This window comes from Pseudoalteromonas sp. S554, from assembly GCF_005930865.1.
Classification (GTDB): Bacteria; Pseudomonadota; Gammaproteobacteria; order Enterobacterales; family Alteromonadaceae; genus Pseudoalteromonas; species Pseudoalteromonas marina.
The window spans coordinates 1-13555 of the sequence record NZ_PNDV01000119.1; the positions used below are offsets into that span (position 1 = coordinate 1).

Sequence of the window (13555 nt, forward strand, 5' to 3'; positions counted from 1 at the left end):
TGAACTCGGGGCGATTCAGAGCTGCTTTAGTTTTACTATTCCACTAAATTATTCGACTAAGCAAAATGAGTTTGAAATATCACAAATTAGAGCCAAGCGAGCACTTGTTATTGAGAGTTCAGATAGTCAGTTAACATCATTACAAACGCTGCTTTTAGGTTTTGAAGTAAAATTTGACACTGTAAACAACATCAACCAAGTATTAGACCGGCTAGGCATTCTACATGATTACGATTTTATATTTATAGATTGGCGAACTTTAAATTTAAATCATGATAGTGCTGCGCAGTCTTTGCGCAATAAGCTTAAATTAAATGCAAAAAAGCTAATTGTAATAGCGCCTTGTGAAAATAAAGCGCTAAACGAAAGCCTACTAGGGTTTGGTAATAACACTTATAAAGTACTCATAAAACCAATAATTAAAAGTACTTTGCATAACGTACTTTTACAAATTATGCATATAAAAACACTAAAAAAACCAGAATCACAACAGAGCTTAAATACACAAAACACACTACAAAAACTGCAAGGTATTCATATTTTATTGGTTGAAGATAACCCGCTCAATCAACAAGTAGCTACACAAATACTACGTAAAAATGGCTTAATTGTTGATATTGCTAACGATGGCCTTGAGGCATTAGATGCGCTAAAACATAAAACTTACGATGGTGTGTTAATGGACTGCCAAATGCCTAGAATGGATGGTTATAACGCAGCCACAGAAATAAAAAAACAAGCAAAGTTTAAAAATTTACCCATTATTGCAATGACTGCTAATACAAGAGAAACGGATTTATTAAAGGCGCAAGACTGCGGTATGAATGGCTATATTTCAAAGCCCATTAAGGTTGAAAGTATGTTTGAAGTAATAGCAAAGTGGGTGTGTATTTAATTTTTTTGAGTTGTTTACTTAATAAGCTGGTGAGGTAAAAAAGGCAAGCATTAGCTTGCCAAGAAGGGTGTAAATTAGTTTAACTTTACGCTATTTGTTTCTCAGCTAGGTTGAGCTCCATAGTTGCTTTTAATAAACGGTATAGGTTAATTGATGCGTCAATTTCTTCTTTACGGTTTGTTAAGCTTTCAATGTTTAAACCCAGTGGCACGTCTAGGTGTGCACAGCTTTTTAAAATTGAATCGAGATTTTCGCGGCAAATACGCACCGATTCACTCAAGGTGTTGTCTGCGTCAAGCATGCGCCATTTGGTCGCCTCTGGTACTGAAATACCCAACCACTGCATAAACTCTAGGGTTTTTTCACCGCCACACGGCGTAAACGTTAGTATAATACGTTTTGGTGTAACGCCTTGTGCCTTGCAGGTACGCGCGTAACTTGTTATTAAATCAATAGTAGCTTGAGCATTATAAACCGCTTGCGATATAAAAAATTGGCAACCTTGTGTTGTTTTTTCTATTAAGCGTTCGTGTTCATTACGTTTACTTGCATGTCGCTCTGCAATGGTAACGCCTCCTAAAAAGAAGTCATCACTTTGCTTAGCTAATGTCTTATAAGCGTCAGGTAGGCTTAGTTTAATATCACCTTCCGACGATGGGCTACCTACTAAAACGACATTTTTTAAATCAAACTCGTTTTTAGTTTCATCTAGCCACTCTTTAAATTCAGCCTCACCGCGTTGCGCTACGCTTTTGTAGGTAATTACATCTAGGCGTGATAAGTCTTTTAGCAACTTACTGTACTCACGCGGATCAACCGTTTGTTTAAATGGAAACGGACGAGCCTGATTAGTACGGCTACTCTCATCTTGAATATCGTAAATTACAACACCGTCGTATTCAATTTCGTGTAAGCGGCCTAATAGTTTTTCTGCAATGGTTTTTAACTGCGCTTTATCAGTGCCTATTTTGGGTGGCGTTGTGCCAATAAGATAAACACCTTGATTAGTGTCCTCAATTTTCTCTTGAAGTGATAAAGCCATAATCCTCATTCCAGCTCAATGGTTGATAGATTTAATATAGCAGCCATTTAGACGTCTAGATAGATTTTTTAAGTGAAAGTTTTTCAAGCAACGTGAGGATTATTCATACAAAGGAGTTCCTAAATTAAGTGCATGACACAGTTGTTTACATAATAAAGCGACTGAGGGCTCTTATATTCATTGGCTTTGGGGCATAATTAGTAGTGAAATTGTAAATATTTTGACAACAACTTTGCTCAATTTACTAAAGGACAATTATGAAATTTAAATTATTAGCAACAAGCCTTGCGGTATCACTCGCTTTAACTGGCTGTGCAATGCAAAAAAATGAAACGACGCAAACAGCAAAACAAGAACAAATAAAAAAAGCTGATGACCGTGTTTTTTCACAAGATTACCTAATTGAAGAGCTTGAGAATGGCTTACGTGTAATGGTTGTAAAAACGGATTACCCTGATGTCGTTTCGCTGCAAATACCGGTTTCTGTTGGCTCGCGCAATGAAGTGGAAGCGGGTAAAACTGGTTTTGCTCATTTTTTTGAACATATGGTATTTAAAGGCTCTAAAAAATTTCCGCAAGACGAATACACCGCCATATTCAAAAATGCAGGGGTTGATAACCGTGCATACACTACCAACGATTACACTAACTACCATTTAAACTTTTCAAAGCAGCACCTTGATAAAGTACTTGAGATTGAAGCTGATATTTTCCAAAACTTAACCTACACCGAAGAGCAATTTAGAACCGAAGCATTGACGGTAAAAGGTGAGTACTTAAAAAATAACGCCAGCCCGATTCGCAAGTTATTAAGTGCTGTGCGTGCAGAGGCTTTTGAAAAGCATACTTACAAACACACCACAATGGGCTTTTTTGAAGACATAGAAGCCATGCCAGACCAAATGGCTTACGGTAAAGAGTTTTTTGATAAGTTTTATAAGCCAGAATATGTATCGCTAGTTATTGTGGGTGATGTTGACCCAAAAGCCACAATGGCAATGGTTAAAAAACACTGGGGTGGTTGGGAAAAAGGCAATTACGTTGCCGATATTAAAGCTGAGCCAAAACAGCAAGCTCCTAAATATTTGCATGAACAAAATAAAGCCTTGCCGGGGCATTGGCTATTGGTATCGTATAAAGGTGCTGCGTGGGAACCCGCTAAAAAAGACAGATCTGCACTTGATTTAATCTCGCAGCTTTATTTTTCAAGTAACTCAGATTTATATCAAGAGCTCGTTGTTGATAAACAAATAGCGAGTCAAATGTTTACTTATAATCCAGAAACCAAAGATCCAGGCTTACTGCATGTATTTGTAAAAGTAGAAAACGCTGATGATTTAGCAAAAGCGCGTGATGCAATTAACCGCACTTATGCAATAGCCAGAACAGAATTGGTCGACGCACAAAAATTAAGTGACTTAAAGTCTAACCTTAAATATGGCTTTATTAATGGTTTAGATTCGTCGCAAGCAATTGCATCAACGCTTGCAAGTTACATGCATTTTGAGCGCGACCCTGAGGTTATTAACCAGCTTTATAAATCAGCCGACAACATCACAGCAGAAGATATTAAAGCGGTTGCCAATAAATACTTTGTAGATAACACGCGTACTACCGTGACTATGTCGGCACTTGATAAAGCACCGGGGTTTGCAGAAGAGGCGAGTTTAAGTGCAGTAGTTGCAAAACTTGAACAAGCCCCAGAGGCACCTGTATTTAAAGTGCTTGATAAAACCAATAGCTCGCCGCTGATTGATGTAAACTTTTTATTTAATACAGGGGCAGCTGCTGATCCTCAAGGTAAAAAAGGTGTAGCTGCGCTTACCGCCGCAATGCTTGCTCAAGGTGGGTCGCAAAGCACCAGCTACAAAGAAATTCAAAAAGCGCTTTATCCGCTTGCAGGTAGTTTTGGTTACCAGATTGACAAAGAAATGCTGTCGTTCCAAGGGCGTATTCATAAAGACAATGCTGAAACTTGGTATGCACTTGTAAGCGAACAATTACTTAATCCAGGCTTTAGAGACGATGACTTTAAACGCCTTAAAAAAGAAATGATCGACGGTATTAAGTCAGGATTAAAAGCATCTAACGATGAAGAGCTAGGTAAAGAGGTACTCTACAGCACGCTTTACAAAGGCCACCCATACGAAAGCTACAACTACGGTGATATTTCTGATTTAGAAGCATTAACGCTTGATGATGTAAAAGCATTTTACAATTCAGAGCTTACTCAATCTAAACTAACACTGGGTTTAATTGGCGCCGTGCCAAAAGCGCTTAAAGCAAATATTATGAGCGATTTAGCAACCTTACCTAAAGGCGAGCAAAACCGTTTAAGTATTCCTGATGCGCCAGAGCTTAAAGGCCATCATGCAACGATTGTAGAAAAATCAGCGCAATCGACGGCAGTGTCGTTTGGCTTCCCAATTGATACTATTCGCAGCAGCGAAGATTGGACTGCCCTTTGGCTTGTGCGTTCGTACTTTGGTGAGCATCGTAGTTCTAACTCATACTTATATGAGCGAATTCGTCAAACGCGCGGTATGAATTACGGTGATTACGCATATATTGAATACTTCCCACGTGGTATGTTTCAAACTAAGCCTGATGCAAATTTAGGGCGTTCTGAGCAAATATTCCAAGTATGGTTGCGCCCACTTCGCTCTAACAACGACGCGCACTTTGCAACGCGTACCGCATTATTTGAGCTGGATAAGCTTATTAAAAACGGCTTAACAGAAAAAGACTTTGAGGCAACACGTAACTTTTTAATTAACTACGTGCCGCAGCTTGTAGCAAGTCAAAACCGCCAGCTAGGTTATGCACTTGATAGCGAATTTTATAAAACTGAATCGTTTGTAAAATACGTAACAAGTAAACTTGAAAAGCTAACGCTTGCTGATGTGAATCGGGTGATTAAAGATAATCTACAAACCGATAACGTGCAGTACGTGTTTATTACCGGTGACGGTGAAGATATGAAAAAACGTTTAGTGTCAGAGCAAACATCGCCAATGGTTTACAACACAGAAAAACCAGCGGCGCTTGTTGCAGAGGATAAAGTTATTGCCGATTACGCATTAGCTATTCCGGCTAACAATATTGAAGTAGTGAAAGTTGATAGTGTTTTTAAATAAACCTTAAAAAAACGACTTGTAGATAATTAAAAGCCCCACGTTTGGGGCTTTTTTATAGCATTGAGCCAACCTTTATCCCTAACCCTAAAATTATTACTGCGCTTATTATGGCTATTAATGTGATATGGCCTCGTAATTCTTTTTCTTTACGTTCTGACATTTTTTAGCGCCTCAACTCATTATAAAAAATACAGTGATCATCCCCAATATAAAGCTGACTACTGACGATAGTGCTAAAATTGAGGTTATATTACGCGTGTTTAAAGCTGGACTAACATCGCAAGAGTTAGTGTTATCTTCAAGTTTAATTAATTCACCTTGGCGTACTTCCAATACAGCACATAAAGCCATTGTTGTTTCTTTTGATGCTGCACCTTCTTTCTCTACCCGTTGAATTGTTCTTAAACTAACATCGCAGGCGTCAGCAAGTTGCTGCTGAGTCCAATTTAACTGGCCTCTGAGTGATTTAACAGTTGTAGGATTTAATTGCACGTTAAAGCTTCCCTACAAATAGTTCAACAATGGTTGCAGTTGCATAGCCAAACACTGCACCGCCTAATGCGCAACCAGCAATAAAAAAGAAAGCCTTTTTAGGATCGTCAGGAAGACTGCATTGAATTTGTTTGGCAACGACTTTTGTATCTTTATAAAGTGTGCATTCCATTCGCCCTGTGAGTATGTTGAGCATGTCAAACTTTACTTGGTACTGTGAGTTCTCAAAATCAAAAGAGTGGGTGCTTGTGCAATTTACATTGCGCTTTTTACTAAATAAATCATCATTTATGTACACCTCTTCTTTACCAGTAAAGTAACTTCCAAAACAGGCTATTTGATTGTCGCCATCTTGAAAATAAAATTTATAGCCGAGTTTTTTAGTATTTAATATGTCGTTTTTCATCATCGTTATCCTTGTTGAGTAGATGATGCTAATTTAGCGTTTATTATTATTTTTTACGCCGTCATGAATATGCCAGTGAGCAGTTTGGCATATGACACTGTGTATGTCATGTGTGTTTAACTACTGATTTTAATGTGTTTTATTTAATTTTCGTTCAGGTTTAAAATGAGTGTTGCTGTCGTATCATTTTTATTCTTTGATTGAGTAAATAATAAATTTAAAGAAAAGTACGCATTTATTTTTGTCAAAAAAACGCTAAGTACATATACTTTCAGACAATTATTCTTATAAGTCTGAAGGTAAGCGTGCTAGATGATAAATTATTTTTAAAGTTAGTTTTGGACACTATGCCAGAGCAGGTTGTTGTAATTAATAAAGAAGGAGAAATGGTTTTTATAAATAAAGGATGGCAAAACTTTGGTGAAGAAAATGACTGCTCATGCGGTGCTTGGGAAAAAGAAAATTATTTATTTACCTGTAAAAAAGCCGCAGACAACGGTTACGAAATAGGCGAAAGGGCATTGAAGGGAATTAATGCTGTTATTAATGCAGAGCAAGAAGCGTTTTACTTAGAATACCCATGCCATAGTGATGATGAAAAACGCTGGTTTATGATGCGTGTAGTACCATTTAAGTACAGTACTGATTTTTATTATGTAATTACGCATCAAAATATTACAGAGCGAAAGCTCGCTGAAGAAGTCCAGAAACTGGCCAATATTGATGGGCTAACTGATATATTTAATCGTGGTTATTTTGATAGCTTTTTAGAGCAAGAATGGAATAGGTGCAAGCGTTTAAACATGCCTCTTTCATTGGCATTAATTGATTTAGATGACTTTAAGCTACTTAACGACACTTATGGCCATCAACAAGGTGATGAGTGTTTAAAACAAGTTGCGGCAGTCCTTAAGCAATATACAAAAAGACCCAGTGATATTTGCGCACGTTTTGGCGGAGAGGAGTTTGTACTTGTTTATGGCAACACAAACTCAGAGCAAGCTACAATAATTATTAATGCTATTGTGGAGCAGCTAAAGCAGCTTAATATTTGTAATGCGCTGTCATTACCAAGTAAAACACTTACTGTTAGTGTTGGGCTGGCAAGTGTTATTCCTTGTAACAGTTATAAAATACAAAATATGGTTAAAGAAGCCGATGACTTATTATACAAAGCAAAAACTGCGGGTAAAAATTTAGTATGTGCAGCCGATTTAACCGTGGTTGACTAAATTTTAAATACTTAGTTGTTAAATGTGCTTTGTTATACCTAATAACCAGAACAAATAACTAAGGCGTTAACACCTTGAGCTTTAAATCCGTTAGACTTAGCAAAAGGCTCTTTTTATATCAATTTAAGGCAGTTCAGTATTATGCGTCATGAAATTTGGCAACAGCTTCGAAGTGAAGCAAATGAAGTCGTCACTCGCGAACCACTTTTAGCAAGTCATGTTTATTCATGTATTTTGAACCATGAGTGTTTAGGTTCGGCGTTAAGCTTTATTGTTGCTAACAAGTTGGCCGATGCTGTTGTATCTGCATTTACTATTCGTGAATTATTCGATCAATCATTTGTAAAATGCGATCGCATGCTGTCTTTTGTCGCAGAAGACATTAAAGCTGTAAAAGATAGAGACCCTGCCGCAGAAACCTACCTGACTGTTATTTTAAATTTAAAGGGGTTTCATGCTATTCAGGCTCACCGTTTAGCTAATTGCCTATGGCAACAAAACCGTAAAGAACTGGCGCGTTTTATTCAAAGCCGTACCTCAGAGGTGTTTGGCGTAGATATTCACCCTGCGTGTCAGGTTGGTAAAGGCATAATGTTTGACCACGCAACGGGTATTGTTATTGGTGAAACGGCAGTCATTGAAGATAACGTATCAATACTGCAATCGGTTACGCTTGGCGGTACAGGTAATGAGCAGGGCGATCGTCATCCTAAAATCAGAGCGGGTGTGTTAATTGGCGCAGGTGCAAAAGTGCTGGGTAATATTGAAGTGGGTGAGGGCGCACGTATTGGTGCAGGGTCGGTGGTATTAACTGCTGTGCCACCTCATACAACGGCCGTTGGCGTACCGGCCAAAATTATTGGCAGGCCTGAATGCCCGTGTCCTGCGCAAAGTATGAACCAAAACTTTTTAGCTACACCAGAGCCAGAAAACGAATCGCATACCAGCGCTATGCTGTGACATAGAATAAAGAGTAAAACTTAAAAGGAATTAATATGAACAAAAATAACGTTTTAATCCTTGGAATTGGGTTTATTGCTGGTGTGGGTTTAACTTGGGGATATTTTAGTTTGGCTTCAAGTGACTCAACTCCCGCAAAGGTACAGCATGCTGATACAAAGCAGCAGACCCCTCTTGTTCAGCCAGCTAAAATAAGTGAAGCAACAGCAGAGCTTGTTGTACCAGCTGCTCCTGAGCAAAGTGCTCGCTTAGAGCAAAAAGATATTTCCCCTAAACCAGATCCACAACTCCTTGATGAGCTTCCCCTAGAAGAGCAAGTTACACAGCTTAAGCTGCAATTAGCTCAGCAAAAGTCGGTAATGGAAAGTTTGGTCAAGCAGTTGCGAGCTCCAAATGATGTGCAAGCCGCTTTACAGGCACAGTTTGATGAACAACAACGTGATGAAGAGTGGGCTTATCAAACTGAAACCGCATTACAGGATTTTTTACTTACCGCAGATTTAGCATCGATACCTGATATTGTCAGCGCAGAATGTAAAACATCGGTTTGTAAATTTAAACTTGCAGCGCCAACGGATAACGATTCATTCGATCATACCCAATGGCGAGAGCTAAACGATAAGTTAATGAAGCAAAAGCTTTGGTTGCAATTTAAAAGAACAACCTCTACTTCAAGCGACACCGAACTAACGTTACTAATGGCAACAGAGCTTTAAAGCGCTGTTGACTTTACAGAGCCATCGACCAGCTCTGTAACTAAAACATCACCGGTTTTAATTTGACCCACAGATTTAACCACCTTCCCTTGTTGTGTTTTAGTGATGCTATAACCGCGTGCTAAAACATTAAGCGGGCTTACCGAATCTAGCTTACTTGCTTGTAATGCCAGGCTATTATTGGCTTGTTGTAATTGTTGTTGTATAGCTTGGTTTAATCTTGCTTGTAACTGCGACAGCTGATGAGAAGCTTGCGCTAGCTTTTTGTCGGGAGATTGACGCATTAAACGTGGCGTTAAATTATTAAGCGTGCGCTCTTGTTGGTACAACCGGCTTTGCATAGCTTGTTGTAAGGCAATACTTAACTCATCTAATCGCTGCGCTTTTTGATTTAGCTGATTGCGCGGGTGGCATAGATTTAAACGATGTTGCAATTGGGTTGCGAGTGCACGCTTATCTGCACTACTATGTTTAAATGCATTATTTAAGCGGTTAATAAGCTGGGTTACTTTGCTATGCAACTCTTGCGTGTTAGGACTGACAAGCTCAGCCGCCGCAGAGGGGGTAGGGGCCCGCATATCGGCAACATAATCACTGATTGTGGTGTCTATTTCATGGCCTACGGCACTTATAATAGGTAAATCACTGTTATGAATAGCGCGGGCGAGTTGTTCGTGGTTAAAACACCACATATCTTCAAGTGAACCACCGCCGCGCCCTAAAATAAGTATGTCTACTTCGTTGCGTGCATTGGCTAACTCTATTTGGTTAATCAAATGTATGTGGGCTTCTTTACCTTGCACCATAGCTGGGTAAATAATGACTTCTAATTGCGGTGCCCGGCGTTTAAGTACGGTTAATATATCTTTTATAGCTGCGCCCGTTGCAGAGGTTATTACACCAATACGGTTTATATTTTGCGGCAGTGGTTTTTTGTATGCAGAGCTAAACAGTCCTTCAGCAGCAAGACGCATTTTTAGCGCATCAAACTCTTGCTTGAGTTGGCCTTCGCCTGCCGGTTCCATATGTTCAACAATTAGCTGGTAATCGCCGCGGGGCTCATAAAGTGATACGCGTGCTTTTACTGTTACTTGTGCGCCGTTTTCTGGGCGGTAACTTTGGCTTCGGTTATTACCTCGCCACATAGCCGCTTTAATTTGTGCTTTGTCATCTTTTAACGAAAAATACCAATGCCCAGAAGCTGGCGCAATAAAATTAGAAATTTCACCGGTAAGCACTAATGAAGCAAAGCCTTGCTCTAGTACTGTTCTGATCTCTCTATTAAGGCGCGAGACGGTATAAACCGTTTGCGAAGGCTTTGAAAGCATAAAAAACAACCTAAAACTATTTATGAGGCAAGTTATAAGGGAAGTTTATCATAAATATTTGCGAAATATTATTTACGAATGCCTATAACGCTGTTAAAATTTGGCCGCAATTCCTTATCTTAGATCCACATGTGAGAAGTTGCCAAAATGCTTAGAATTGCTAAAGAAGCTCTTACCTTTGATGACGTACTTTTAGTACCAGGTCATTCTACTGTTTTGCCACACACGGCAAATATTTCAACTCGCTTAACGCGTGGTATCAAACTTAACTTGCCGCTTATTTCAGCATCTATGGATACTGTTACAGAAGCTCGTTTAGCTATTGCCCTTGCGCAAGAAGGTGGTCTTGGTTTTATTCATAAAAACATGACTATTGAAGAACAAGCGAAAAACGTACGTAAAGTTAAAACCTACGAAGCGGGTATTGTGTCTTACCCGGTAACAGTGACTGCTGATTTAACAATTGCAGATGCTATGGACCTTGCTGAAGAAAAAGGGTTCTCAGGCTTTCCAGTTACCGACCCAGAAAACACTTTAGTAGGTATTGTTACAAGCCGCGATATGCGTTTTGAGACAAAACTTGAACAGCCAATTTCGACTGTTATGACTAAAAAAGAAAAGCTAGTTACCGTTAAGGAAGGCGCAGCTCGCGAAGAAATTTTAGGTTTAATGCACGAACACCGCATTGAGAAGATTTTAGTTGTTGATGATGCGTTTAAACTTAAAGGCATGATCACCGTAAAAGATTATCAAAAAGCGCAAGATAAACCACATGCATGTAAAGACGAGTTAGGTCGTTTACGTGTAGGTGCTGCGGTAGGCGTTGGTGCGGGTACTGATGAGCGTATTGCTGCATTAGTTGAAGCGGGTGTTGATGTATTACTTATCGATACTTCTCATGGCCACTCTCAAGGTGTAATTGACCGCGTATCTGCAACTCGTCAGGCTTATCCAGATCTTCAAATTGTAGCGGGTAACGTTGCAACTGCTGAGGGAGCAATAGCGCTAGCTGATGCCGGTGTTGATGCAGTAAAAGTAGGGATCGGCCCTGGTTCTATTTGTACAACCCGTATTGTTACCGGTTGTGGTGTTCCACAAATCACGGCTATTTCAGATGCAGTTGATGGCTTAAAAGGCCGCGACATTCCAGTGATTGCCGATGGTGGTATTCGTTTTTCAGGCGACATTGTGAAAGCGCTTGTTGCGGGTGCATCGTGTGTAATGGTGGGCTCAATGCTCGCAGGCACCGAAGAAGCGCCTGGCGAAGTAGAACTATACCAAGGGCGTTACTACAAATCATACCGTGGTATGGGCAGCTTAGGCGCGATGGACCAAAAAGAAGGTTCATCAGATCGTTACTTCCAAAAATCAAACGAAGCTGACAAGTTAGTACCTGAAGGTATTGAAGGTCGCGTAGCGTATAAAGGGCCAATAGCGACTATTATTCACCAGCAGGTAGGTGGCCTTCGCAGCGCAATGGGCTTAACGGGTTGTGCAACAATTGAAGAGCTAAACACTAAGCCTCAGTTTGTGCGTGTTACATCTGCAGGTATGGGTGAGTCGCATGTTCATGATGTGCAAATTACCAAAGAAGCACCAAATTACCGCTTAGGTTAAACAACGACTTGAAATTACGGGGCTGGCTTTACCAGCCCTCTTTAATAGCCACTAAGCAAATTAGTGGAATTTAGCATCTACTTTACGAGATACTCCATGAGCAAAGATATTCACGATTCACGAATTCTCATTTTAGACTTTGGTTCACAATACACTCAGCTAATTGCTCGCCGTATACGCGAAATTGGTGTTTACTGTGAGCTGTGGGCATGGGATGTGACTGAAGAGCAAATTCGCGAATTTAACCCACAAGGTATTATTCTTTCTGGTGGCCCAGAGTCAACCACACTTGAAAACAGCCCGCGCGCTCCTGAGTATGTGTTTAATGCAGGCGTTCCTGTATTAGGCATTTGTTATGGCATGCAAACAATGGCTACTCAGCTTGGTGGTAGTGTTCACAGCTCTGATAAAAAAGAGTTTGGTTATGCGCAAGTTGAAAAGGTAGGCAACTGTGCATTGTTTGATGCAATTGAAGATCATATTACCGATGGCGGCAATGGCGTTTTAGACGTATGGATGAGCCACGGCGATAAAGTAATGGAAGTACCAGGAAGCTTTAGCACTACAGCTAAAACACCAACGTGTCCGCATGCTGCTATGTCTAACGAAGAAAAACGTTTTTACGGCGTACAGTTTCACCCAGAAGTAACGCACACTCATCAAGGGCAACGTTTATTAGAGCGCTTTGCTATTGATATTTGTGGTTGTGAAAAACTGTGGACTCCAGCAAAAATTATTGATGATGCCATTGAGCGCATTAAAGAAACCGTTGGCGACGACGAAGTTATCTTAGGCTTATCAGGCGGTGTTGATTCATCGGTTGTAGCTATGCTTATTCATCGTGCCATTGGTGATAGATTAACATGTGTATTTGTTGATAACGGTTTACTTCGTTTAAACGAAGGTCAGCAAGTAATGGACATGTTTGGCAACAAGTTTGGTTTAAACATTGTTAAGGTTGATGCTGAAGATCAATTTTTAGCTGACCTTGCCGGTAAGTCAGATCCAGAAGATAAGCGTAAAGCTATTGGCCATACTTTCATTAATGTATTTGATGAGCAAGCTAAAAAACTTAAGAATGCTAAATGGTTAGGTCAAGGTACCATTTACCCAGACGTTATTGAGTCAGCAGCATCTGCTACAGGTAAAGCACACGTTATCAAATCTCACCACAATGTGGGCGGATTACCAGATGACATGAAAATGGGTCTAGTTGAGCCACTTCGTGAGTTATTTAAAGATGAAGTACGTAAAATTGGTTTAGAGCTAGGTTTACCGTACGACATGCTTTACCGCCACCCATTCCCTGGTCCTGGTTTAGGTGTACGTGTACTTGGTGAAATTAAAAAAGAGTATTGTGATTTACTTCGCCGTGCAGATGCTATTTTCATTGAAGAGCTACACAAAGCCGAGCTTTATCATAAAGTAAGCCAAGCGTTTACTGTATTCTTACCTGTTAAGTCGGTAGGGGTTATGGGCGATGCACGTAAATATGATTGGGTTGTGTCACTGCGTTGTGTTGAAACTATCGACTTTATGACTGCGCGTTGGTCACATTTACCGTATGAGTTTTTGGGTGTGGTTTCTAACCGTATCATTAACGAAATTGATGGTATTTCACGCGTTGTTTACGATATTTCTGGTAAGCCACCGGCAACTATTGAGTGGGAATAATTTACCCTGCATTTAGTTATGTAAATTAAAGTGATAAAAACGGCGAATTAGCATGC

Annotated in this window: 11 protein-coding genes; 7 read left to right on the forward strand and 4 right to left on the reverse strand. The window is 39.9% G+C overall.

Going from position 1 to position 13555, the window contains the following annotated elements:
• A partial coding sequence (locus CWB65_RS18740) for a response regulator (protein ID WP_138741220.1) occupies positions 1-895 on the forward strand: 895 nt, incomplete at its 5' end.
• Positions 896-980: 85 nt separating this feature from the next.
• Here the strand turns inward: CWB65_RS18740 and CWB65_RS18745 are convergent.
• On the reverse strand, positions 981-1937 hold the full coding sequence (locus CWB65_RS18745) for a methylenetetrahydrofolate reductase (protein WP_138741221.1): 957 nt from the start codon (positions 1935-1937) through the stop codon (positions 981-983).
• 257 nt (positions 1938-2194) lie between these two features.
• On the opposite strand from CWB65_RS18745, the gene CWB65_RS18750 reads away from it, so the two are divergent.
• Complete coding sequence (locus CWB65_RS18750; RefSeq protein ID WP_138741222.1) at positions 2195-5074, forward strand: M16 family metallopeptidase; 2880 nt, start codon at positions 2195-2197, stop codon at positions 5072-5074.
• A gap of 171 nt (positions 5075-5245) precedes the next feature.
• Here the strand turns inward: CWB65_RS18750 and CWB65_RS18755 are convergent, their stop codons facing one another.
• Both CWB65_RS18755 and CWB65_RS18760 read right to left on the reverse strand, forming a co-directional pair.
• Positions 5246-5566, reverse strand: a complete 321-nt coding sequence (locus tag CWB65_RS18755) for a helix-turn-helix transcriptional regulator (RefSeq protein ID WP_010555809.1) — start codon at positions 5564-5566, stop codon at positions 5246-5248.
• 1 nt (position 5567) lies between these two features.
• A complete protein-coding gene (locus CWB65_RS18760) occupies positions 5568-5975 on the reverse strand; it encodes a hypothetical protein (RefSeq protein WP_138527740.1) in 408 nt (135 codons plus the stop codon).
• A gap of 302 nt (positions 5976-6277) precedes the next feature.
• Between CWB65_RS18760 and CWB65_RS18765 the strand changes: the two genes are divergently transcribed.
• From CWB65_RS18765 to CWB65_RS18775, 3 genes are all read left to right on the forward strand, one after another.
• Positions 6278-7204 carry a sensor domain-containing diguanylate cyclase gene (locus tag CWB65_RS18765; RefSeq protein ID WP_138741223.1) on the forward strand — a complete coding sequence of 309 codons (927 nt, stop codon included), beginning with the start codon at positions 6278-6280 and terminating at the stop codon, positions 7202-7204.
• A gap of 141 nt (positions 7205-7345) precedes the next feature.
• Positions 7346-8164, forward strand: a complete 819-nt coding sequence (cysE, locus tag CWB65_RS18770) for a serine O-acetyltransferase (protein WP_006791922.1) — start codon at positions 7346-7348, stop codon at positions 8162-8164.
• A 35-nt stretch (positions 8165-8199) separates the two neighbouring features.
• Positions 8200-8880 carry a hypothetical protein gene (locus CWB65_RS18775; protein WP_138741224.1) on the forward strand — a complete coding sequence of 227 codons (681 nt, stop codon included), beginning with the start codon at positions 8200-8202 and terminating at the stop codon, positions 8878-8880.
• Here the strand turns inward: CWB65_RS18775 and xseA are convergent.
• Entirely contained in the window at positions 8877-10208 is a 1332-nt protein-coding gene (xseA, locus tag CWB65_RS18780) for an exodeoxyribonuclease VII large subunit (protein ID WP_138741225.1), read from the reverse strand. The genes CWB65_RS18775 and xseA overlap by 4 nt on opposite strands.
• Positions 10209-10355: 147 nt before the next feature.
• On the opposite strand from xseA, the gene guaB reads away from it, so the two are divergent.
• Together guaB and guaA are read left to right on the forward strand one after the other, a co-directional pair.
• A complete protein-coding gene (guaB, locus tag CWB65_RS18785; RefSeq protein ID WP_008130378.1) occupies positions 10356-11825 on the forward strand; it encodes an IMP dehydrogenase in 1470 nt (489 codons plus the stop codon).
• Between the two features lie 96 nt (positions 11826-11921).
• Positions 11922-13499, forward strand: coding sequence for a glutamine-hydrolyzing GMP synthase (guaA, locus tag CWB65_RS18790; protein WP_138741226.1), 1578 nt, complete (start codon positions 11922-11924; stop codon positions 13497-13499).
• The last annotated feature ends 56 nt before the right edge of the window (positions 13500-13555 follow it).